The following is a 21,981-nucleotide window of genomic DNA, read 5'->3' as shown; positions in this document are numbered from 1 at the left end:
TATCCTCTTACATCTCGACCATTTCTACGCCATCAATGCGTGCAACTGTCATTAAGTCTTTATCGCCACGGCCTGAAACAGTCGCAATAATAATCTGATCTTTAGACATCGTCGGTGCAAGCTTAGAGACATACGCCATCGCATGCGAGCTTTCAAGCGCAGGAATAATCCCTTCGATTTTGGTTAAATCACGAAAACCTTGCAAAGCTTCTGTATCATTAATCGGCACGTATTCTACGCGCTTCATATCTTTCAAGAAGCTATGCTCAGGACCGACACCCGGATAGTCAAGACCAGCTGAGATACTATGTGTCTCAATAATCTGACCTTGTTCATCACTCATCAAGTAAGTACGGTTACCATGTAATACACCCACATGACCTGCATTTAACGGCGCAGAGTGTTTACCAGTTTCAATACCAAAACCAGCTGCTTCAACACCATACATTTTCACGTTGGCATCGTTTAAGAAGGGATAGAACAAGCCCATTGCATTTGAACCACCACCTACACAGGCAACTAATGCATCTGGTAAGCGACCTGCTTGTTCCAAAATCTGTTTACGTGCTTCACGACCAATAATTGACTGGAAGTCACGAACCAATTGAGGATATGGATGCGGACCTGCAACTGTACCAATTACATAGTACGTAGTATCAACGTTGGTTACCCAGTCACGCATCGCTTCGTTCATGGCATCTTTCAGCGTTTTAGAGCCGCTTTGTACAGGAACAACTGTAGCACCCAACAAACGCATACGATAAACGTTCATTGCTTGACGTTTAACGTCTTCAGCACCCATATAAACAACACATTCAAGACCTAAACGTGCTGCAATTGTTGCTGTTGCTACACCATGCTGCCCTGCACCAGTTTCGGCAATAATACGTTTTTTACCAGAAAGCTTTGCCAATAACGCCTGTCCAATCGTGTTGTTTACCTTGTGTGAGCCAGTATGGTTCAAGTCTTCACGTTTAAGGTAAATTTGCGCACCACCTAACTCTTTTGACCATCGTTCAGCATAATAAAGTGGACTAGGACGACCTACATAGTAGGCGAGGTCACGGTCGAATTCTGCCAAAAACTGTTCATCATTTTTCATACGGGAATAGAGATTTTCTAAATCTTCTAATGCCGCCATTAGAGTTTCTGACACAAAACGTCCGCCATGGATACCGAAATGCCCTGCAGCATCTGGGTACTGTGTATAGTCAATCACATTGTTTTGCTGATCCACGTTGGACTCCTTGCATAAATCGTTCAATGAGTTGTTGGTCTTTTATACCTTTTGCGGACTCTACGCCTCCGCTCACATCTACTGCAAAAGCACCGGTAGTATGAATAGCGTCAATGACATTGTCAGGGGTTAAACCGCCTGCCAAGATTAATGGAATATCAAGTTTTGGGAATTTAGACCAGTCAAACTGATGTCCTGTGCCCCCTTTAAGCTCAGGATGCCACGCATCGAGCAATACAGCACTGGCACCAGCTGCCTGATATTTTTGAATTTCAGCAACTACATCCAGATCAGGTTTAACCTGAATCGCTTTATACCAGCGACGTTTACAATGGCGAGCAATTTCCTGACATTGTTCTGGAGTTTCATCGCCATGTAGTTGTAATACATCTAGGGGAACACAATCAAGTACATCCTGAATTTCAGTAGCACTCGCATTTACAAACAAACCTACCATTTGTACATAAGGTGGAATTACTTTTGCTAATTCTTCGGCCTGTTCAACCGTTACATGTCTTGGACTTGGCGGGAAAAAAACAAAACCAATCGCATCAGCTCCAGCAGCAACAACTGCCTGAACATCTTGAATGCGAGTAATTCCACAGATTTTTGCTCGTGTACGTTTTTGGTTTGATGGGCTCATGATCTGCCTAAACTACAACCATTTCTTAAAATAAGCGCCATTGTAATGCAATTTTTGTCCCTTGCGTAAAAGTTCTCTGGGAATTGCTCCAAATGACATTGTATGAAGTAAATCGCCACTTTATACTGCGTAAAATTGGAAGCAAGTGTAAGCAATTCATGCTTTAGGGAAGCTGGTGAAAGTCCGGCACTGCCCCCGCAACGGTAACAATGTAAAGCATATTTTTTAAGTCGTTCTCGACTTACGCCACTGCAGTAATGTGGGAAGGTGAATATGTCCATAAATTAAATATGGCGCTGAAGTCCGGAGACCTACTTGTTTCATCTATCTACCCGATCATTCACGTGGGGTGAATGTATGGAGCATGTTATGTCTAAGTCTTTTCAACCTACTCGTCTGGTAGGGGCTATCGCAATTGCGATGGGGTTTTCACCTGTTATTTTTGCTGAAGATACAACGAATGTAACTCAGCTTGATCCAATTGTAGTGACTGCTTCAAAAAGTGCTGAAAAAGCCAGTGAGGTTCCGGCGCGTATTTCAGTGATTTCAAAAGAAGAAATTGAAAAAAATCCTATTTCAAATTTATCTAATATCTTACAAAAAGATGCATCTATTTATATCAAACAAAATGGTGGTCTTGGACAAGGCACTAATCTTTTGATTCGTGGTACAAATCCAAATCATGTACTGTTATTAAAAGATGGAGCACGTCTAAATACTCCAAATACCCTTTCCCCAATCTATCCTGAACTTTTAGATACAACTAATCTTGACCGCATTGAGATATTAAAAGGTCCTGCATCAGTTCAATATGGTACTGATGCGATTGGTGGTGTGATTCAAATGATTACATCTACACCTGAAAGAAACTCTGCATTCGTTACAGGTATTTATGGTGAAGATAATACTTATAAGGCCATTATTGGAACAGATTTAGTCAGTGATGCAGGATTCTTTGCTCAGATTCATGGGCAAAGTATGGAAAGTGATGGAACACATATTTTCAACACACAACCAGACAATTTAAAAGCTGCTTATGATCAAAAAGGTTATAGCGCAAAATTAGGATATGACAATAAAAATAATTTAAATACAAGTGTTGAAATTTCTCAAAATAAAGGCGCTAATAATTATTCAGACAATGGTGGCATAAGTAATACAGCTAAACGTGAGTTTGACAATCAGTTAGTCAGTACCAGAGTCGAATACAAACCGACAACTAATATCACTATCAATACAAGATATTCTAATTTTAAAGATACACAAAAGTATCGTGAATCATCACCTTATCATGCCGACACTAAACGCAATGAAGGTGATTTAAATGTTAAGTGGCAATTTACACAGGCACAAAACATCTTGGTTGGCACAAGTATTGATAATACAGAGTATCAAGATGCCTCCATTTTAAATGGAAAGCAAGATATTGACTCTACTGGCTATTATCTACAACATCAATATAAAACTGATAAAATCAGCACGCAATTAGGCGTCCGCCTCGAAGATAATGAAAAATTTGGAACACATAATGTAGGACAAGGGGCTATTCGTTACTTTGTATTACCGTCAACCAGTATATATGCAAATATCGGAACAGCATTTAGAGCTCCGTCACTTACTGAATTGTATTATCACAGCGAAGCGGATTATGGTTCTTTTGGAATTTATCATACTTATGGGAATACTAATCTAAAACCAGAAGAAAGTACTTCATATGAAATTGGCTTAGATCATCAGTTTACTCCTGCATTAACAGCATATTTATCGGCATACAAAACAGACGTCAAAAATTTAATTGCCTCAACTTCAAGCTTTGATGTTGCAACTAATACAACGACAAGTACTTATGAAAATCTAAACAAAGCACAATTTTCTGGTGGAGAAGTTGGATTTAAATGGAAACAAGATGATCTATTTTTATCGACTGAATATGCCTATGTAAAAACTGAGAATAAAGAAACTGGTTTAGAAATTGCTTATCGACCTAAACAAACACTTACCTTAACTACAGGCTTAGAAAATGCTGTTTACGGTGTTAGCGCTTCTGTTATTGCCCGCTCTAGCTCTAATGCGCAGAATAGCTCTAATCCACAAAAAGTACCAGGCTATGCTACTGTCGATTTAAATGCTTACTGGAATATCAATCCAAACGTTAAAGTATTTACTAATATCGAAAATGTAGGTGATGCTGAATATAAAACAGTTTACAACTTTAGTAACTGGTATGTGAACGGTGGCCGTCAAGCTTCTGTTGGCGTAACTTTCCGTTATTAATTTCTCACGCCAACTATAAAAATATTTTCTTAACTCCAGTTTCGGGGTAATGTTCTGACCGACATTATCCCTTTTTTATGTTCAGGATATCCATCATGGGACACCGTTTAAGCAAAATCTATACACGCACAGGCGACTCAGGTACAACAGGTTTAGGCGATGGTTCTCGTGTTGCCAAGGATGATTTACGAATTACGGCACTTGGTGATGTTGATGAACTCAACGCCATTATTGGGGTACTTCGTGCTCAAATCACAGATAGCCAAGTAACTGATAAGGCTGATTGGGATAAAAGCTTAAGTCTGATTCAACATTGGCTTTTTGATTTAGGTGGAGAGGTTTGTATTCCAAATTACAATCTACTCCAGCCCGTTTGTATTGAATTTCTTGAAAAAGAAATTGACCGTATGAATGAAGACTTACCGATGCTTAAGGAGTTTATTCTACCGTCTGGTTCTTTATCTTGTAGTTATGCTCATCAAGCCCGTGCCGTTTGCCGCCGTGCAGAGCGATCACTCATGTCGGTGCAAACTCGTGATCAAAATATTCAAGCTACAGCACTCCAACTTTTAAACCGTCTATCTGACTGGTTATTTGTCGCATCGCGTGCTTTACAGCGTGCTGAAGGTGGACAAGAAGTGCTTTGGCAAAAAAATATTAATGAGATTATTTAAAAATAGATTAGATTAAACATGGTCTCTGCTCTTTTTAAAAAGACCATAGTCAAAATATTTCATAGAAGAAAATCATGCGCATTATTGGTCATCGTGGTGCACGCCGAGAAGCTCCTGAAAATACACTTGGTGGGTTTCAGCACATAAAAAATTTAGGTATTCATGGTGTCGAATTCGATATTCGCCAGCTTCAAGACCAAGAGTTAGTTGTTATTCATGATGACAATTTTTTGCGTACAGCTGGAGTCGACCAAATTGTAGAGCAATCGACTTTGGCTCAAGCGTCGTCATTTGATCATCGGCAAGGCTGGCCCAATTGGCCAACTTCTGAACCAACACCGACCCTTACAGGTGTTTTAAACTTACTTGATAATTTCGATCATATTGAAGTTGAAGTTAAAGCTGTAAGAGATATGGCGTTGGCCGAAAAGCTCGTTCAAAAGCTTGAGACGGAATTACAGGGCTTTGAAAAAGTTGTAACCATCACAAGTTTTGATCTTCAAATTCTAACCGCCTTACGCGATATCAACTCTCAATTTAAACGCGGATTGTTAGTTGAACTTCCTGTTGGGGCAACGGCAATTGAACTCGCGCATCAATATGGGTGCTGTCATATTGGTTGGCATGATCAGCTGGCAACAGATGAAATGATTCAAGTGTCTCATCAAGCTGGTTTGAACATTAGTGTGTGGACAGTCAATGATGTAGAAAGAGCAAAAAGGCTGCGTGATTTAGAAATTCAGGGCTTAATTACAGATATTCCAACTACGATGTTACAAGCCCTGTAAATATAAAAAAGGTGGTAAAAACCACCTTTTATTTCTTTTGTGCCTGAATAAGGCGCTGACCACTCTGGTCAAGTAGATATAAGGTATTACCTACGAGTTGAAAGCGTTGAATACGTTGCAAAGCATCTACCAGCTCTGCTTCTTGAGCCAAAGCACCATCACAGCTTGAATGGCCTGCATTTACTTGCATATCAAGTTTTTGCTGACTGAAGTTAAATGTATAACGGCCAAAAACAGCATTACAGCCAGTATGTCCCGATACTGTTTTGACTGCTGAGTTCAGTGAAAGAGTAGGCCATTGGTTAAAGAATTTTGCCTTATGACCACTGATCTGAGTAATCTGCCAATCAATATCTTGAATACCATCTGGACTCACTCTCTTTTTTACAACAGGTGCTTGAGTCTGATGAACTGTTTTTTTTGTTTGAACTTTTTTCGTAGTTTGTTCGGGTGCACTTTGACATGCGGCTAATACAAGACTGATTGTGACCAAGACACACTTCAATGATAATTTTCTTGAAATATCAATGCTGTTCTTTTTTTTCAATCGTTGTACGTTCATTAAACAACTTCTCCTGCTTGAAAAACTCTTTGACATAGTTTAATTCTGTTACGGTTCTTTCAATACATCTGTACAATAATGCTAGTGATTCTCACTAAGCACGTGCTAATATGAAGGATAGAATAGCAATATATCTTGATGATTGGTTTTGCTATGTCGTTTTGTCTTTGTACCTTGTTTCACAAGGATTCTAGGAGCGCTGCCGGATATGACTTCCGCCCCACTCAAAGCCCCAATTAACTGGACCGCTAGCATTACCTTAATTGGTTTACCAATTCTTGCCGCAATCATAATCCCGATTTATGCGTATTATTATGATTTTAGTGTAAGCGCATGGGTAAGCTTATTTTTTCTTTTAGCTCTAAGTAGTATGGGGATTACTGCTGGTTACCATCGCCTTTGGGCTCACCGAGCTTATGAAGCGTCGTTACCGCTTAAAATTCTTTTAATGATCGGTGGAACATTTGCCGTACAAAATAGTATTTTGTTCTGGGCATCTGGTCACCGTACTCACCATCGACATGTCGATGATGTTGATGAAGATCCGTATTCAATTGAACGTGGTTTTTGGTATGCCCATATGGGTTGGATGATCCGCGATCATTCACCATCTGAGCCAGACTTTAAAAATGCACCAGACCTACTCAATGATAAATTGGTCATGTTCCAGCATAAATATTACGCGCTACTTGTAGTTGCAGTTCATGTTGGTATTTTAGGTTTAATTGGTTGGGCAACAGGTGATCTATGGGGTGTAGTCCTCCTAGGTGGCCTCTTACGTTTAATCATCAGCCATCAAGTTACATTCTTTATTAACTCGCTTTGCCATATGTTTGGTAAACGTCCTTATACAGACGAAAACTCAGCACGTGATAATTTCTGGTTAGCTATTGCCACTTGGGGCGAGGGTTACCACAACTATCACCATATCTTCCAATACGACTATCGTAATGGTGTGAAATGGTGGCAATATGACCCAACAAAATGGTTGATCTGGTCATGTTCTAAAATTGGTTTAGCTAAAAATTTACGTCGTATTCCAAGCTTTAATATTAAAAAAGCAGAACTGGCGATGAAATTTAAATACGCTGAACAAGACCTCGCTATTTATGGTCATGATGTAAATGCAGACATTACTCAAATGAAGCAACGTATTGCACAAGAGTACGAAGCATTTACACATACATTAAATGATTGGGCAAAACTTAAAGAACAAGAGTTACAAGCTAAAAAAGCAGCAATGGCTGAAAAGATTCATAGAATGGATCATAAGCTTAAAGTTGATTTCCAATTGCTTGAACACCGTTTAAGTCATCACCGCGAATGCTTAGAAACACTTATGCGTAGTGTTAAAAAGAATACCAATGTGGTGTCAGACTAAAATAAATTCTGATCTAAAATAGCTCTTTCGGGAGCTATTTTTATGCCTGCTTTTTAACTATGTTATAGTGAAATCCGCTCTTTCTATTTTGCTAAGCCTATGCAGTTTAATCCGCTCTACCCTTCACTTCCGTCTAAATTATTTCATGTTCAGCAACCATCACCTTTACGTGGTGCAAAAGCAGGACATTTTAACAGTGCTTTGGCTGATGAACTGCAATGGTCAGAAGACGATAAAAATGCATGGGTTGAGATCTGTAGTGGACAGCGTACATTCCCTGAATTTCCGTCTCTTGCGATGGTCTATGCTGGCCACCAATTCGGACAATGGGCAGGACAACTCGGCGATGGACGTGGCTTACTCATTGCGCAAATACTAAATACAAAGGGCCAAACCATCGACCTTCATCTCAAAGGTGCAGGTCCTACGCCTTATTCAAGAATGGGAGATGGGCGAGCAGTATTACGTTCTGTGGTCCGTGAATATTTAGCAGGACATGCTCTAAATGCTTTAGGCGTCGCATCTAGTCATGCAGTCGGTTTTACAACCTCGACTCAAGGTGTACAGCGTGAAAAACTAGAGTTAGGCGCAATGCTACTTAGAACATCTGAATGTCATATTCGTTTAGGACACTTCGAATGGATTAATCAATATGCGCCTGAATTGCTGTCAGAATTCACTCAAAAATGTATTGAATGGCATTATCCAGAATGCTTAGAAACTGAAAATCCAATTTTATCCTTTGCAAAAAAGGTAGTTGAATGTACTGCAATTATGATTGCGAAATGGCAATTGGTTGGGTTTGCTCATGGCGTTATGAATACCGATAACTTAAATATTACAGGTTCAACACTCGATTTTGGTCCATATGGCTTTATGGAGCGTTTTCGCCCGAACTGGATCAACAACCATTCCGATTATCAAGGTCGTTATACTTACCAAAATCAACCAAGCATAGGCCATTGGAATTTATGGACGTGGTTAAACAACTTGATTCCACTTGCTGAACCTGAACAAAAAGATAAGTTCAAAGAAGAGTTAGCACGTTGCTTAGAACAATTTGAACCAATCTTTTTAGAACACTATGGACAAGGTTTATGTCAAAAAATGGGACTTCCCCATTTCCACAAAGACAGCCTTGATTGTAGTTTTGCGTTTTTAAGAATCTTACAAACTGAACAACTCGATTACACTCAAAGTTTTATTCGTCTTCAAAATAAAGAATACAAAGCTTTACGAGATGATTGTCTTGATATTCGACAGTTTGATGAGTTTCTTAGCCAATATGAAAGCATTCGTGAACATCAAGATACTGATGAACTTGATGCAAACATGCAGCAAGCAAATCCGATTTATATTTTACGGAATCACATGGCTCAGCGTGCTATTGAAGCAGCGGAAAGAGATGATTTTAGCGAAGTAGATCGTTTATTTAAGCTACTTAATCATCCATACACAAGACAACCAGAGCTTGAGCAACCACAAGATTTAGGGCCATTACCAAGTGATGTTCCAGATGTAGCAGTGAGCTGTTCATCTTAATATTAAAAAACTAAAACTCTCTTAAGTTAATTTGAGACACTTAAGAGAGTTCATTGAGTATAAAAAATAATATATGAAAATTAGATCCTTCATTATTTGCACACTTCTTATCATTCCACTGGGAATCGCTTTTTATAATTATGAAAAATATTTACCGACTTTTACATCAAGCCATCAAGCGCTCTCAAAAGAAGAAATATTAGAACTCATAAAGACCAAGCCAGTTACCTCAATTGAAGTGTTTAAAAACCAACGTCTACTTCTGCTCAAGAGTAATCAGGACGTGATTCGGCAATATCCGATTCGTCTCGGCTTTAATCCTAAAGGACATAAACACTTTGAAAATGATGGTAAAACACCTGAAGGAATTTATTCTATAGATTGGCGAAACTCACAAAGTGCTTACTATAAATCTTTGCATATTTCGTATCCCGATGCGAAAGATATTGCTTATGCCAAGCAACATAATCAACCAACGGGAGGAGATATCATGATTCATGGATCTGTTCCGAAATCATTACTCTCGATGCCTTTTAGCTCGACTTATATGCCCCATAAGGATTGGACGTTAGGATGTATCGCGGTTAGAAATGTAGATATAGATGAAATTTGGCAATTAGTACCCAATCACACCAAGATTATAATTTATCCATAACTCTTTAAAACTATCCACATTTTCTGTGGATAACATTGTGGTTATCCACAGAATAACTTTTATGAAGACTTACTCTTCAGGATATTCGAAGCGATAACCTACACCATAAACTGCTTGAATCCACTCATGACGGTTACCAGTTTCTGCTGCTTCACTAATTTTTCGGCGCAAGTTTTTGATATGGCTGTCAATCACACGATCGGCAACATCAAAGCTATCTGGATTAATATGATCCAATAATTGTGCACGTGAATAAACTTGCCCCACATGCTCTAAAAATAGCTCAAGTAAGCGAAATTCGGTTGGCGTTAAGCTCAACGATTTTTGTTGATACCAAATTCTTTGTTGTGCTTTATCAATTCGGAAAGAATCATTTTGCTCAGGCTCTGCTTTACGCTCTAAACGGCGTAGCACAGCTTGTACACGAGCAACCAACTCTTTTGGACTAAATGGTTTACATACGTAATCATCAGCGCCCATGTTAAGACCTAATACTCGGTCAATTTCTTCGGTACGGGCGGTAACCATAATAATTGGTAAATCTGATTGTTCACGAACTTTACGGCAAATCGTTAAACCATCCATTCGTGGAACCATTAGGTCCAGAATCATCAAATTTGGTTTACGTTGCTGGAAACTCGCATAGGCATCTTGACCATCATGAAACATACTTACTTCAAAACCGGCAGCTTCAAGATAATCACGCACCAAATGCGCCAATTCGACTTCATCTTCAACCAACATCACATGTTTCATGAGATATTTTTCCTTTTATATTTAACTCTGCTTTTTAAAAGTAAGTACACAACGTAAACCACCTAATGGTGAATGTTCAAAACTGAGTGTACCATCAAGCGCCTGCGCAATCTTACAAGACAAAGCTAAGCCCAGCCCTGTTCCACCTGTACTACGCGTACGCGAATCATCTACGCGATAGAAACGTTCACCTAAACGGGATAACTGCTCATCACTTAAACCAAACGGACTGTCATCCACATACAAAGTCCACTCTTGAGGAGTCTGACTTGTATGAATATGAATTTTGCCACCTGTTTCCGTGTAACGAATACTATTACTAATTAAATTAACAACAATCTGTTTAAACCGGTCACGGTCTAATAATAGCGGAGAACTTGTTCCTTCAACTTGAATTTCGAGACCAGCCTGCTCAAGTTTGGGTTTAAAGTTTTCAACTTCTTGTAGTACCACCTCCCATGGATTTACAGAGCTCAAATAACACTTAAGCTGCTGAGCATCTGCCTGCGCCAAGTCTGCAAGGTCTTGGGTCAATTTTTTCAAGCTTGAAACCTGACGCATCATTGCATCTAAATGTTCAGGTGTGGCTTTTCGAATCCCGTCTTGCATCGCTTCAATTTGTGCTTGTAATACAGCCAGCGGCGTTTTTAATTCATGAGAAGTATCAGCCACCCATTGACGTCGTGACTCTTCATGCTGATGTAAAATCTCTGCCAAATGGTTCAACTGGGTTGATAAATCACCTAGCTCATCATTTCGCTTAATGACCACTTGGTGTTGATAATTTCCTTTGGTTAATTCATTGGTTGCATTTAATAAACGCTGAATTGGCTTTTTAAAATAAGTCGCCATTAACAGTGCTGCAACTAAACTTGATAGCAAGGTTAAAGCATAAATTAAGAGTAAATAACGCTTTTGATTACTAAAGAAATTAATACTCAAAGCGTCTTCTTTATCTAAAACAGGCTTTAAACCTAAATATCCCACGACTTTATTATTTAAAATAATCGGGCGAAATGACATTTGATCTGAAGAAGGCGGTTCACCTACCACAAACTGGTGCTGTGCATCATATAGAGATAACCGGGAACTCAATCCTAAACGGTCTGGTAAAGCAATAAAACGTTTCTTGCCATTTTGAGTTTCAATATCTTTTAAGCTTCCCTTCTTTGATTTATTTTTATCATCACTTGGACGAAACTGGTTTGCACTTAAAGGGAAACGTAATCCTTCAAAAGGTTGATACTGTGAAGGTAAATTTTGCTCGAGTGCTCTTAATTCCTCATCACTAAAAATAGTATTTTTATTTGTCGGTGCAACCTGAGGAGAAATATTAATAAGCGCGTGTTCATCAAAAGAATGCTGCTGTATGGCAATGTCATATTGGCGACGGAGCCACCACTGCGAGAGACGATCGTAGTCATCGGGAGCCGCGGTTCCTTCGATTTGTAAAATCTGTGCCTGAATCGCATTCCCCCAATCATGGTACACGGTATAGACATCGCCAAGATTGGTAATGAGACGGTCTAGTTTCTGCATTTCAACGTCAGCCACATATTTGGCAAAGTTCTTTTGCATTGTCCAGTGCAAAACGCTCAAACTTGCAGTGGCAATAAGCAATGTGGTGAGCAGGACTGTCAAAAATAACCGTAATGCAATGGGAACACGTAGAACGTTCAAAAGCACTCTCTCATTTTTACGCTATATTTTGCATTGTAACCAACAACGAAAAGAAAAACTCTCCATTGTTTCTACATCTTTATTATCTAATCTTTAAGACATCAGAAAACACAACATTAAAGGGCTTTAAATATGAAAATGACGGCAAAAATTGCATTATTCAGTGCGGCAATTGTAACAATGGGAAGTTTGGCTGCGTGTCAATCGACAACTCAACCACCTAAACCAGAGCATGGAATGATGCAAGATGGCCCACGTGAGGGTCACCACCGTATGAAGCATCGTGAGTTCACTCCAGAACAAAAAGCTGCATGGGAACAGCACCGTGCAGAACGTCAAGCTCGCTTTGAACAAATTCAAAAAGCATGTGATGGTAAGGCCAATGGACAACCCGTAAGTGTTCAAGTTGGGGATAAGACAGTTGAAGGTACTTGTAACCTTCGTTTTGAACCAAAACGCCCTCAACCACCTGTTAATGCCCCTGTTCCTGCACCAGTTCAAGCAAAATAATTCTAAAAATCATAAAACAAAAGGCGCCTATAGGCGCCTTTTGTTTATACATAAGTGTTTACGATTTTGACTATTTGTATCATATAAACATAACCAAAAGTATTTACACTCAAAGCACTTACATAGTTTCAGCATTTTTTTCTTGACTTTGCAGTCACAAAGTAAAGGTCCTGAGGTGCTTGTACAGTTATGCAAGTTGTTGCACGATGTAATAGTCCAAGGTGCCTCATGGCACATTATCATAGATTAAGATTATAACTCTGGTTTCACCAGTATTGAGGAACCCGATATGCCACAATACAAAGCGCCCTTACGTGATATGCAATTCGTTTTGCATGAATTATTAAATGCTGAAGAACACTATGCAAAATTACCTGATTTCCAAGGTAACGTAAGCCGTGAATTGGTTGATCAATATTTAGAAGCTGCGGCGGACTTCTGTGAAAATGAGCTTTCTCCTTTAAACCAAGTTGGCGACCGCGAAGGTTGTACTTGGAATGATGGCGTAGTCACTACTCCAACAGGTTTTAAAGAAGCTTATCAAAAATATATTGAACTTGGCTTTCCGTCTTTATCAGCAGAAGAACAATACGGTGGTCAGGCCTTACCTAACTCTTTAGGTATCGCAATTTCTGAAATGGTAGGTAGCTCTAACTGGGCATGGGGCATGTACCCAGGCTTGTCTCACGGAGCTGTACGTACGTTAGAACATCACGGTTCTGATGAACAAAAAAATACTTATTTGCCAAACCTTGTTTCAGGTGTTTGGACAGGTACGATGTGCTTAACTGAGTCTCATGCAGGTTCAGACTTGGGTATTATCCGTACTAAAGCAGAACCAAATGCTGATGGTAGCTATGCAATCTCTGGCGAGAAAATCTTTATCTCTGCTGGTGAACATGACATGGCTGAGAACATTATCCATATCGTTCTTGCTCGCCTACCTGGTGCACCAAAAGGTACTAAAGGTATCTCATTATTCATCGTTCCTAAATTCAATGTAAATGCAGATGGATCTATTGGCGAACGTAATGCGGTACGTTGTGGTTCTATCGAACACAAAATGGGTATTCATGGTAACGCAACTTGTGTCATTAACTTTGACCAAGCTAAAGGTTACTTGATTGGACCTGAAAACCGTGGTTTGAACTGTATGTTCACCTTCATGAACACAGCACGTATTGGTACTGCTGTTCAAGGTTTAGCAGCGTCTGAATCATCTTTCCAAGGTGCGTTGACTTACGCGAAAGAACGTTTAGCAATGCGTTCACTTTCTGGCCCTAAAGCTCCAGAAAAAGAAGCAGACCCTATTATCGTTCACCCTGCTGTTCGTAACATGCTTTTAACTCAAAAAGCGTTTGCTGAAGGTGGTCGTGCTCTTGTTTACTTACTTGCTCAATACGCAGATATCGTTGAAAAAGGCGAAACTGAAGAAGAGCGTAAGTTTGCTGACAACATCTTGTCTTTATTGACTCCAATTGCAAAAGCATTCTTAACTGAAACAGGTTCTGAATCTGCTAAGCACGGTGTACAAGTCTTCGGTGGTCATGGCTTTATTTCTGAGCATGGCATGGAGCAAATCGTACGTGATACACGTATTGCTTGCTTGTATGAAGGTACAACTGAAATTCAAGCACTTGATTTGTTAGGTCGTAAAGTATTGCAAACTCAAGGTGCAATGCTACGTGACTTCACTAAGATCATCCATAAATTCGTAGAAGCAAACAAAGACAACGCTGCTATGAAAGAATTTGTTGAACCGCTTGCGGCACTTAACAAAGAATGGGGCGATCTTACTATGCAAATCGGTATGCGTGCGATGCAAAACCCAGATGAAGTCGGTGCTGCTGCTGTAGATTACCTATACTTCGCAGGTTATATCACTTTAGCTTACCTATGGGCTCGTATGGCGCTTGTAGCACAAGAGAAATTGGCAGAAGGTACAACCGATGTTGACTTCTACAATGCGAAAGTAACTACTGCTCGTTTCTACTTCAAGAAAATCTTGCCACGTGTACGTTCTCACGTAGATGTGATCGCTGGTGGTCTAGATCCATTAATGTCATTAGACGCTGAACATTTCGCTTTCTAACCATAGTTAGTTGTGATATGCAATGTTAAAAAACAAAAAAGGACTGCTCAGTTTTGACGGTCCTTTTTTTATAAAATCAATGATAAATTTACACTTTAAATTCCATATCCATTTCGTTTTACAGGATATCTAGCACAGGCCAATGTGCACAAAAAAGGTGAACGATTATGCCAATTTACAATGCTCCTTTAGCTGATATGAAATTCATCTTAAATGATGTATTTAAAGCAGAACAATTTTGGCAGTCTAATGAGAAACTCGCTCATGTAGATGCTGCAACAGCTGAAGCAATTTTAGAAGAAATGGCTAAATTTGCTCAGAACGTGACTCATCCATTAAACCGTACCGGTGACGAAGAAGGCGCTCGCTATGAAAACGGCGAAGTATTCACACCAGCTGGTTTTAAAGATGCATTTCGTCAATATGCAGAAGGTGGTTGGATTGGCTTAGGTGCCGATGAGGAATGGGGCGGTCAAGGCATGCCAAAAATGCTCACCGTTCTTTCTGATGAAATGTTATTTGCGACTAACCCATCTTTCATGCTTTACCCACTTCTTTCAGTAGGTGCTGGTATGGCTTTAAGCAGCTACGCATCTCAAGAACAAAAAGAAACTTATTTACCTAAGATTTATTCAGGTGAATGGTCAGGTACCATGTGCTTAACCGAGCCACATGCAGGTACTGACTTAGGGATTATCAAAACTAAAGCAGAACGTAATGAAGACGGTACTTATAACATTACAGGTACTAAAATTTTCATTACTGGCGGTGACAACGATTTAGCGGAAAACATCATTCACTTAGTACTTGCTAAAACTCCAGATGCCCCTGCTGGTTCACGTGGTATCTCGTTATTTATCGTACCGAAATATCTTGTAAATGAAGATGGTTCTTTAGGTGACCGTAACCATGTTGGCCCAGGCTCTATTGAACATAAAATGGGTATCAAAGCATCTGCAACTTGTGTAATGAACTTTGATGGAGCTAAAGGTTACCTCGTTGGTAAAGAAAACGAAGGCCTTGCTGCAATGTTCGTGATGATGAACTACGAACGTTTATCAATGGGTATTCAAGGTTTAGGCGCTTCTGAATTTGCTTATCAAAATGCTGCACAATACGCGACTGACCGTTTACAAGGCCGCAGTGCAGCTGGTGTTCAATCGCCAAATAAACCTGCTGACAGTATTTTAGTGCATGGTGATGTACGTCGTATGTTGTTAAACGTACGTGCAAATAATGAAGCATCTCGTGCATTTGCTGTATATGTAGGTCAACAACTCGATATCACTAAATTCTCAACTGATGCAGCGGCAGTGAAAAAAGCCAATGACCGTGTTGCGCTTTTAACTCCAATTGCAAAAGCTTACCTCACAGATACCGCATTCCAAGCAACTTTAGATGCTCAAATGGTTTTTGGTGGTCACGGTTACATCCGTGAATGGGGTATGGAACAATGTATTCGTGACCTTCGTATTGCTCAAATCTACGAAGGAACCAACGGCGTTCAGTCTCAAGATTTAATTGGTCGTAAAACCATTAAGTGTGGCGGCGCTTTCATTGCTGAATACATCACTGAAATTCGTGACTTTGCAAATGATTTAGACACTGATTTGAACTTCATTAAAGATGCAACTTTAGATGCTGCAACTGAAATTGAAGCAATCACTCAGTTTATTATTGAGCAAGCTGCTGAGAATGTAGAGTTCCCTAACTCAGCTGCGGTTGATTATTTACATGCGGTTGGTTTACTCAGCTTCTCATACATGTTTGCAAAAATTGCTGCCGCTGCTAAAGATAAGTCTGGTGATTTCTATCAGAACAAACTTGCTTTGGCTCAGTACTTTGTTGAACGTATCTTGCCGGATATTGATGCGCGTATTGCTAAAATCAAAGCTGGTTCTGAGTTAATTATGGGCTTTAGTGAAGATTATTTTACAAATCAAGCTTAATTAAGTTCTTTATAAAAACGCCTGAATAATCAGGCGTTTTTTTATTTCTAATCATAAAAGATAGATAACTTTTAAGTTTTTAATTTCTCAACCAAGAAGTCAGCAGTAATATTGACACTGGGTAAAAGCCCTCGTCTTGTCAGCATCAATAAACTTGTCGTTACGCTACCAGCAGACCAGTCTGGCAAAACATGAATTAAGCTACCCTCAGATAGTTCATTCATACAAAAAGTTTCAGGTAAAAGCGTAATACCCAATCCCCTTTTTGCAGCCCCCTTTAAGATCTCCGACTCATTTGCTACAAAGCGGATGTTTGGATGTACTATCTCTTTCTGACCATTTATATTTTGAAAATGCCATGGATTCATTTGCAATTCAGGCCATAAGCCTTCGTGTTTAAGCAAATCTTCTGGTGTATGTATAGGAGCCGATTTCATTAAGTAGGTAGGCGCTGCAACAGCAATGATTTTATCATTTTTAAGCACACGTTGAATTAATCCAGAATCCGGCAATGGTTGAAAATGACTACGGATCACAATATCAAAGTTTTCACTCATAACATCAACGTAACGATCAGTTACCTCTACTTGTAATAACAGCTTAGGATAACGTTCTGCAAGTTCAGGCAAACAATCAGATAGAAGATACTGAGCAATGGGTACAGAAGCACTGAGCCTGACTACACCACTTGGCTCTTGTTGTTGTATTAATAAATTTTCTTCTGCGTAACGAAACTCATCTACTGCATTTTTGGCATGTTGATAAAACAGTTTACCTGCTTCGCTTAAGACAAAACTACGTGAACTACGATGAATTAACGTTAAGCCCAGCTTATTTTCTAATATTGCAACACGCTTACTAATAGTTGATTTAGGTAAATTGAGCTGTTTAGCTGCGGCAGAAAATCCTTGATGCTCTACAGCAACAACAAAGAGATAAACATCATTCAAGTTTTGTCTAAGTAGCATTCTTCAATGTCCATATATGTAGACAATAAGTTTCATAATACCTGACTACTAGAAACTTTTCTGTCGACTTATGATGATTTTACACATCAAAAAAGAGTAATCATCATGTCAACTTTCACTTTATTTTATGGCGTACCTTCTGGATGCTCATTTGGTTCAATAGTTGCATTGGAATGGTCAGGTTTACCATATCAACTCTGTAGAATTGAGATGCCAGCTCAATGCAACACCGAGGAATATCGCAGAATTAATCCAATGGGTGAAACACCTGCACTGCTCTACGATAATGGTAAAGTTTTAACGGAAAGCATGGCTATCTTGAACCATATCATGGCAAAAAGCCTGAATGCGGCTTTTCATTATGAACAAGGAACAGAACAATTTAATATGTTTAATCAGAAACTAGCTTTTTTGAATACGACTTTATTCAATGCATTTAGCCCACTCTGGTATAGTCTTGAACACTCTTCATCAGAAAGTAATAAACAAGCATTACGTGAATATGGAGCAGTCCAAGTTAAAAAAGCATTTACCGCTTTAGAAAATAGTCTGATAAATCAAACTTGGCTAATGGGCGATCAATTGTCTTTTGTAGACGGATACTACGCAGGTATCGCACGATGGTTGAAATATCATAATGTTATTGATATTGATCAATTTCCAAACTGCAAACGACTTTATGAACAATTACAAAATGAGGCGGCGGTTAAATTTGCGCATGCAATAGAACAAGAACAATCCGTAAAGAGTACAGGTAACTTTTTAGGCCATATTGTATTTGAAGATGTCATTCAACAATATAAAAATTTGAAATAGTCTTTGTATTTATAGTGGATATCACCTTACTACCTGAGTTGAATTAAATCTTCATAAAAACGCCTGAATAATCAGGCGTTTTTTATTTTGTATTTACTATTTCCATTGGCACAAAATTTGTTTAATTTCTAAACATTACGAAGTGAACAAAAGATCTTATTATGCCTGATCCTAAAAAATACGAACGAATACTCGACCGTTTCGGACATTACGCCGTAGAAGCCTTCCATTATTTAGCCTTATTTATTATCGGGTGTATGGTGGCATGGTCGGCAGCCAATACGGTTTTTGAAATTCTGACCGTCAAAAAGTATGCTTCAATTGATGATATTTTATTATTATTTATTTACTTAGAACTTGGAGCAATGGTTGGAATTTACTTTAAAACCAATCATATGCCTGTACGTTTTCTTATTTATGTCGCGATTACGGCCTTAACCCGTCTACTCATTTCAGATATTCAACATGATCATAAAGCGGATATCGATCAAGTCATTATTACGGGCTCAATTTTGATTTTAGCCTTATCTATTTTAGTCGTACGATTTGCTTCATGGCACTACCCATCAGTGATGAAAGAAAAACATGCAAAAACTTCTAATAATTTGAAAACCCCTCAACCGCAAGATGACGAATTAGCATAGAAAAAGGCCTCAATATTGAGGCCTTTTTATTTTTACGTTTAACGAACTCGGTAAATGTTGTGTCTTGAGTCTACTAATAAGTATTGATTAGGTGTTTTAACCCAGTGGTATCCACGTGGTGGCGCATATAAACGGTGTGCTCTCCAGTCCGAAACATAATAGCGGCTATGGCGATATTGAGCAGGAATACGTTCACCACGCTTAAAAGCAACATAGTTACCATAATGCTTACCACGATCAGCATTTGACCAAACTGGCGCTCGGTGATCATTACGATAATCATGACGGCGGTCATCACGATGCTCATATCGATCATAGTTTTTACCATGGTCATTGTTCCAACGGTGTCCAGAATCGGCCATCGCGGTAGCTGATATACCTAACATTAATGTCGAAAGTACAAGAACGATTGGCTTTTTCATGGCCTATTTCCTTTTAATCTTGATATGAAGCTAGATTAAAAGAGACTCAAGGAGAAACCATGAATAAAACCGCTTTGATTGCTAAACTTTGTAATGACTATAAAGAAAATATGAAGAATCTGTATCTGTGCTACCATTAGCATTTTTCAAACTAGGTCAATTGCTGTGTCTGAAATCAGTTTTGAGCGTCTTCATCAATTTTTTTGCAAAGTTCCAAGTGTACAAGAAGCCCGTATTATGGCTCATGGAGCAGATGGCGAACATGCTTGGTGGTTTAAGTTCAGTATTGACGTAGAGCATGCACTTGCATGGCAAACAGTTCAAGAATTAGGTCATGTTTTAAATTATCTATCGACAAATGAACGCCTACCCACATTATTCTTCCCTGTTTCACCACCGCCTTACATGAATGGTGAAGCGAAAGATTTTTTATCATGGATTATTCAATGTAACCATCCTGAATTTTCTCCGGATGTGGTTTGCGATTGGCTTGAAGCGCGTTTGCCAAATCCTGTTGACGACGAGTCACAGTGGAAAATTAAAACGGATTTGAGTGAAATCGAAAAACTTGATGATAAAGCGTTGGATCAGTTGATTCCGCCAGCGCCTTAAATTATTTCAATGATGGGTAGGCTAAGGATATAGAAATTAATATTTTCCAATATTCGCTTGTGCTAAATGTCATCCACAACCTGCCCGAAATTTATGAATATATTGTATTTGCAATAAAATCGGTTAAATGAAGATATTGAACAGGTTTTGTGGATGACAAATGCCTTTGGTTACTTTGGGCAAAACCAAAGTAACGAATGAGCTCTAGTTTTAGGGTGAGACTAAGTAAGACTCCGTCGTGAACATATAGCCTCAACGTTTATATAAAAAAATAGAATTAGAAAGTCGATAATCCTGACCATTCCATAAAACGATAAATCCAATACTTCACTTTAGACTCATCTGCATACTTCACGTAATCCACACTCATCTGTCTATCTTTTAGGTTTGACCACGAGGTATTGAAGTAATCTTGTGCATCTTTAAAAACTTGATCTTGAACTTTGCCAATGACCAACATATCCGTTTCAAGGTTATAATTTTTTAAATTACGGGCCGTAAAGTTGGCAGATCCTACAATCAACTCAGCGTGTTGGGCATTATATTTCAAGATCATTTTGCTATGGTTCTGCTCGCCATGAGTATCACACCAACGGATTGGAATACCGGTAGCATGTAACTCTGAAGCCACCTGACGGTTTGGAATACCATTCTTTTGTCGACCAAACGCATCTTTATTTGGATCGAGTAAAACACGAACAACAACACCTCGTTCTTGAGCACTTTTTAGAGCTTTAATAATCTTACGTTCAGACAAATAGAACATACTTAAATCAAGATGCTCTTTCGGCTTCGCTGAATTAATCAATTTCAATACAGATTGATAAATTGCGCCTTCAGTTAACACCTGCACCTGAGGCTTGCTAACGTCTTTTTCAAAGTCACCTAAAATGAGCGATGGAGAGCTACTGCCTGACATTTGTGCAACTGCAGCTTCAGTTTGAAGAACATCAGCAGCTGTTGCCCCTGTTACAACCAACGCGACATTAGAGTGTCTAGAACTGCCATCGTGTGGATTTGCTGAGGTCACCAATGACTTCCAACCAGCATCGGTATCAACGACAACAGTTTTACGGTGATTTGCCTTAAAATTAAATAAGTTTAGATAGCTGCGCAGTGTAATTTTTTCATCACCGAATGGATTCGGTAACCAGCCCTTTTCAGGGTTATTGCCAATATTTTGACAGCAGATGTACCAGAACCCAGACCAAAACGGGTTAGAAGCTCGTAAAGGGGCTAAGTTCGTTTCAATCACATCAACACCTGCCTGACGTAACTGACGGTAGTGTTCAGGGCTGATACCACCATAAACCGAGTTAATCGGGTCGGTAATCATAACGATCTGAATTTGGCGGTTCTGTCTTTTCTTACTTACTAATGCATCGGTTAGCTCTTGCATTAATGGTCTTTGCTTGAGTTTTGAGTCACCTACTTCAGAATTAAACAAGAACATATCCACCACAATCGTGGTTTTTGCCTCATCAATCATTTTCAAGATTTCATCAAAGATGTGCTGATCAACCTCCTGTTGCCCTTTTGCATCAAGATAAGTTTTGTCTGCTAAAAATTTGACATCGGCATGTCTAAGCTTGCCACTAAAGTTAATCCCTTGTGGTAATGGTTTTACTGTGTGGTAAATCGCTGATGCAAGATATGCAATAGCAACAACGCAAAGTAATACCGCCATATAACGACGCCCTGACCAATTTATTTTTTGATGAATTCGTTGAAAAATACGCATAAAAAAGACCTAACTTGATGCTTTCAAATTAGGTC

General features: G+C 39.1%; 20 protein-coding genes and 1 riboswitch. Of the genes, 12 read left to right on the top strand and 8 right to left on the bottom strand.

Annotated elements, in window-relative coordinates; genetic code table 11:
• Positions 1-7: 7 nt before the first annotated feature.
• Both trpB and AAC388_RS02930 read right to left on the bottom strand, forming a co-directional pair.
• Positions 8-1,237, bottom strand: coding sequence for a tryptophan synthase subunit beta (gene trpB / locus AAC388_RS02935; RefSeq protein WP_002116129.1), 1,230 nt, complete (start codon positions 1,235-1,237; stop codon positions 8-10).
• Positions 1,212-1,880 carry a phosphoribosylanthranilate isomerase gene (locus AAC388_RS02930; protein WP_342371167.1) on the bottom strand — a complete coding sequence of 223 codons (669 nt, stop codon included), beginning with the start codon at positions 1,878-1,880 and terminating at the stop codon, positions 1,212-1,214. Before AAC388_RS02930 ends, trpB begins: the two co-directional genes overlap by 26 nt.
• A 126-nt stretch (positions 1,881-2,006) precedes the next feature.
• Positions 2,007-2,214, top strand: a riboswitch (cobalamin riboswitch).
• A 23-nt stretch (positions 2,215-2,237) separates the two neighbouring features.
• Between AAC388_RS02930 and AAC388_RS02925 the strand changes: the two genes are divergently transcribed.
• From AAC388_RS02925 to AAC388_RS02915, 3 genes are all read left to right on the top strand, one after another.
• Complete coding sequence (locus AAC388_RS02925; protein ID WP_262463018.1) at positions 2,238-4,154, top strand: TonB-dependent receptor; 1,917 nt, start codon at positions 2,238-2,240, stop codon at positions 4,152-4,154.
• A gap of 95 nt (positions 4,155-4,249) precedes the next feature.
• Positions 4,250-4,828: a cob(I)yrinic acid a,c-diamide adenosyltransferase gene (locus tag AAC388_RS02920; protein WP_017482190.1), complete on the top strand. Its 579-nt coding sequence runs from the start codon at positions 4,250-4,252 to the stop codon at positions 4,826-4,828.
• A gap of 74 nt (positions 4,829-4,902) precedes the next feature.
• The gene (locus AAC388_RS02915; RefSeq protein ID WP_337078412.1) at positions 4,903-5,616 is read left to right on the top strand and encodes a glycerophosphodiester phosphodiesterase; all 714 of its coding nucleotides are present in this window, start codon (positions 4,903-4,905) and stop codon (positions 5,614-5,616) included.
• A 28-nt stretch (positions 5,617-5,644) separates the two neighbouring features.
• Here the strand turns inward: AAC388_RS02915 and AAC388_RS02910 are convergent, their stop codons facing one another.
• Positions 5,645-6,178 carry an META domain-containing protein gene (locus tag AAC388_RS02910; protein WP_206217015.1) on the bottom strand — a complete coding sequence of 178 codons (534 nt, stop codon included), beginning with the start codon at positions 6,176-6,178 and terminating at the stop codon, positions 5,645-5,647.
• A gap of 208 nt (positions 6,179-6,386) precedes the next feature.
• Between AAC388_RS02910 and AAC388_RS02905 the strand changes: the two genes are divergently transcribed.
• The 3 genes from AAC388_RS02905 (at position 6,387) to AAC388_RS02895 (ending at position 9,756) form a co-directional block, all read left to right on the top strand.
• A complete protein-coding gene (locus AAC388_RS02905; protein WP_002116208.1) occupies positions 6,387-7,559 on the top strand; it encodes an acyl-CoA desaturase in 1,173 nt (390 codons plus the stop codon).
• A 99-nt stretch (positions 7,560-7,658) separates the two neighbouring features.
• Positions 7,659-9,101 (top strand): YdiU family protein, encoded by a 1,443-nt coding sequence (locus tag AAC388_RS02900; protein WP_337078411.1) that lies wholly within the window; start codon positions 7,659-7,661, stop codon positions 9,099-9,101.
• A gap of 73 nt (positions 9,102-9,174) precedes the next feature.
• Entirely contained in the window at positions 9,175-9,756 is a 582-nt protein-coding gene (locus AAC388_RS02895; RefSeq protein ID WP_206217017.1) for a L,D-transpeptidase family protein, read from the top strand.
• A 69-nt stretch (positions 9,757-9,825) separates the two neighbouring features.
• Here AAC388_RS02895 and AAC388_RS02890 read toward each other — a convergent pair whose 3' ends face one another.
• A complete protein-coding gene (locus tag AAC388_RS02890; protein ID WP_002116101.1) occupies positions 9,826-10,512 on the bottom strand; it encodes a response regulator in 687 nt (228 codons plus the stop codon).
• Positions 10,513-10,533: 21 nt separating this feature from the next.
• A complete protein-coding gene (baeS, locus tag AAC388_RS02885; protein WP_206217018.1) occupies positions 10,534-12,192 on the bottom strand; it encodes a sensor histidine kinase efflux regulator BaeS in 1,659 nt (552 codons plus the stop codon).
• A gap of 132 nt (positions 12,193-12,324) precedes the next feature.
• Between baeS and AAC388_RS02880 the strand changes: the two genes are divergently transcribed.
• The 3 genes from AAC388_RS02880 (at position 12,325) to AAC388_RS02870 (ending at position 16,743) form a co-directional block, all read left to right on the top strand.
• Positions 12,325-12,702 carry a hypothetical protein gene (locus AAC388_RS02880; protein ID WP_336031784.1) on the top strand — a complete coding sequence of 126 codons (378 nt, stop codon included), beginning with the start codon at positions 12,325-12,327 and terminating at the stop codon, positions 12,700-12,702.
• Positions 12,703-12,991: 289 nt separating this feature from the next.
• Positions 12,992-14,794: an acyl-CoA dehydrogenase C-terminal domain-containing protein gene (locus AAC388_RS02875; RefSeq protein WP_005804712.1), complete on the top strand. Its 1,803-nt coding sequence runs from the start codon at positions 12,992-12,994 to the stop codon at positions 14,792-14,794.
• Positions 14,795-14,961: 167 nt separating this feature from the next.
• Positions 14,962-16,743 carry an acyl-CoA dehydrogenase C-terminal domain-containing protein gene (locus AAC388_RS02870; RefSeq protein ID WP_342371166.1) on the top strand — a complete coding sequence of 594 codons (1,782 nt, stop codon included), beginning with the start codon at positions 14,962-14,964 and terminating at the stop codon, positions 16,741-16,743.
• A 71-nt stretch (positions 16,744-16,814) separates the two neighbouring features.
• On the opposite strand, the gene AAC388_RS02865 is transcribed toward AAC388_RS02870, so the two are convergent.
• Positions 16,815-17,693, bottom strand: a complete 879-nt coding sequence (locus AAC388_RS02865) for a LysR substrate-binding domain-containing protein (protein WP_342371554.1) — start codon at positions 17,691-17,693, stop codon at positions 16,815-16,817.
• 123 nt (positions 17,694-17,816) lie between these two features.
• Between AAC388_RS02865 and AAC388_RS02860 the strand changes: the two genes are divergently transcribed.
• Positions 17,817-18,527 (top strand): glutathione S-transferase family protein, encoded by a 711-nt coding sequence (locus AAC388_RS02860; RefSeq protein ID WP_342371165.1) that lies wholly within the window; start codon positions 17,817-17,819, stop codon positions 18,525-18,527.
• A 161-nt stretch (positions 18,528-18,688) separates the two neighbouring features.
• Complete coding sequence (locus AAC388_RS02855) at positions 18,689-19,171, top strand: phosphate-starvation-inducible PsiE family protein (protein WP_002116490.1); 483 nt, start codon at positions 18,689-18,691, stop codon at positions 19,169-19,171.
• A 38-nt stretch (positions 19,172-19,209) separates the two neighbouring features.
• Here the strand turns inward: AAC388_RS02855 and AAC388_RS02850 are convergent, their stop codons facing one another.
• Positions 19,210-19,593: an RcnB family protein gene (locus tag AAC388_RS02850; RefSeq protein WP_005064209.1), complete on the bottom strand. Its 384-nt coding sequence runs from the start codon at positions 19,591-19,593 to the stop codon at positions 19,210-19,212.
• A gap of 165 nt (positions 19,594-19,758) precedes the next feature.
• Here AAC388_RS02850 and AAC388_RS02845 point away from each other — a divergent pair, with 165 nt between their 5' ends.
• Positions 19,759-20,205, top strand: a complete 447-nt coding sequence (locus AAC388_RS02845) for a hypothetical protein (RefSeq protein WP_002116392.1) — start codon at positions 19,759-19,761, stop codon at positions 20,203-20,205.
• 277 nt (positions 20,206-20,482) lie between these two features.
• On the opposite strand, the gene AAC388_RS02840 is transcribed toward AAC388_RS02845, so the two are convergent.
• Complete coding sequence (locus AAC388_RS02840; protein ID WP_342371164.1) at positions 20,483-21,946, bottom strand: phospholipase D family protein; 1,464 nt, start codon at positions 21,944-21,946, stop codon at positions 20,483-20,485.
• Positions 21,947-21,981 lie beyond the last annotated feature (35 nt).

Source organism: Acinetobacter sp. D009 (assembly GCF_038562025.1).
GTDB lineage: Bacteria > Pseudomonadota > Gammaproteobacteria > Pseudomonadales > Moraxellaceae > Acinetobacter > Acinetobacter pittii.
Note: the sequence above shows the minus strand (reverse complement) of the source record. Positions and strands in the feature narration are given on the sequence as shown.

Bases quoted from the DNA above. Each gene is read 5' to 3' on its own strand.
- AAC388_RS02895 (WP_206217017.1), top strand. From the start codon at position 9,175: ATGAAAATTAGATCCTTCATTATTTGCACACTTCTTATCATTCCACTG.
- AAC388_RS02915 (WP_337078412.1), top strand. From the start codon at position 4,903: ATGCGCATTATTGGTCATCGTGGTGCACGCCGAGAAGCTCCTGAAAAT.
- AAC388_RS02880 (WP_336031784.1), top strand. From the start codon at position 12,325: ATGAAAATGACGGCAAAAATTGCATTATTCAGTGCGGCAATTGTAACA.
- AAC388_RS02850 (WP_005064209.1), bottom strand. From the start codon at position 19,593: ATGAAAAAGCCAATCGTTCTTGTACTTTCGACATTAATGTTAGGTATA.
- AAC388_RS02900 (WP_337078411.1), top strand. From the start codon at position 7,659: ATGCAGTTTAATCCGCTCTACCCTTCACTTCCGTCTAAATTATTTCAT.
- AAC388_RS02910 (WP_206217015.1), bottom strand. From the start codon at position 6,178: ATGAACGTACAACGATTGAAAAAAAAGAACAGCATTGATATTTCAAGA.
- AAC388_RS02930 (WP_342371167.1), bottom strand. From the start codon at position 1,880: ATGAGCCCATCAAACCAAAAACGTACACGAGCAAAAATCTGTGGAATT.
- AAC388_RS02925 (WP_262463018.1), top strand. From the start codon at position 2,238: ATGGAGCATGTTATGTCTAAGTCTTTTCAACCTACTCGTCTGGTAGGG.
- AAC388_RS02875 (WP_005804712.1), top strand. From the start codon at position 12,992: ATGCCACAATACAAAGCGCCCTTACGTGATATGCAATTCGTTTTGCAT.
- AAC388_RS02860 (WP_342371165.1), top strand. From the start codon at position 17,817: ATGTCAACTTTCACTTTATTTTATGGCGTACCTTCTGGATGCTCATTT.
- AAC388_RS02905 (WP_002116208.1), top strand. From the start codon at position 6,387: ATGACTTCCGCCCCACTCAAAGCCCCAATTAACTGGACCGCTAGCATT.
- AAC388_RS02870 (WP_342371166.1), top strand. From the start codon at position 14,962: ATGCCAATTTACAATGCTCCTTTAGCTGATATGAAATTCATCTTAAAT.
- AAC388_RS02890 (WP_002116101.1), bottom strand. From the start codon at position 10,512: ATGAAACATGTGATGTTGGTTGAAGATGAAGTCGAATTGGCGCATTTG.
- AAC388_RS02840 (WP_342371164.1), bottom strand. From the start codon at position 21,946: ATGCGTATTTTTCAACGAATTCATCAAAAAATAAATTGGTCAGGGCGT.
- AAC388_RS02920 (WP_017482190.1), top strand. From the start codon at position 4,250: ATGGGACACCGTTTAAGCAAAATCTATACACGCACAGGCGACTCAGGT.
- AAC388_RS02855 (WP_002116490.1), top strand. From the start codon at position 18,689: ATGCCTGATCCTAAAAAATACGAACGAATACTCGACCGTTTCGGACAT.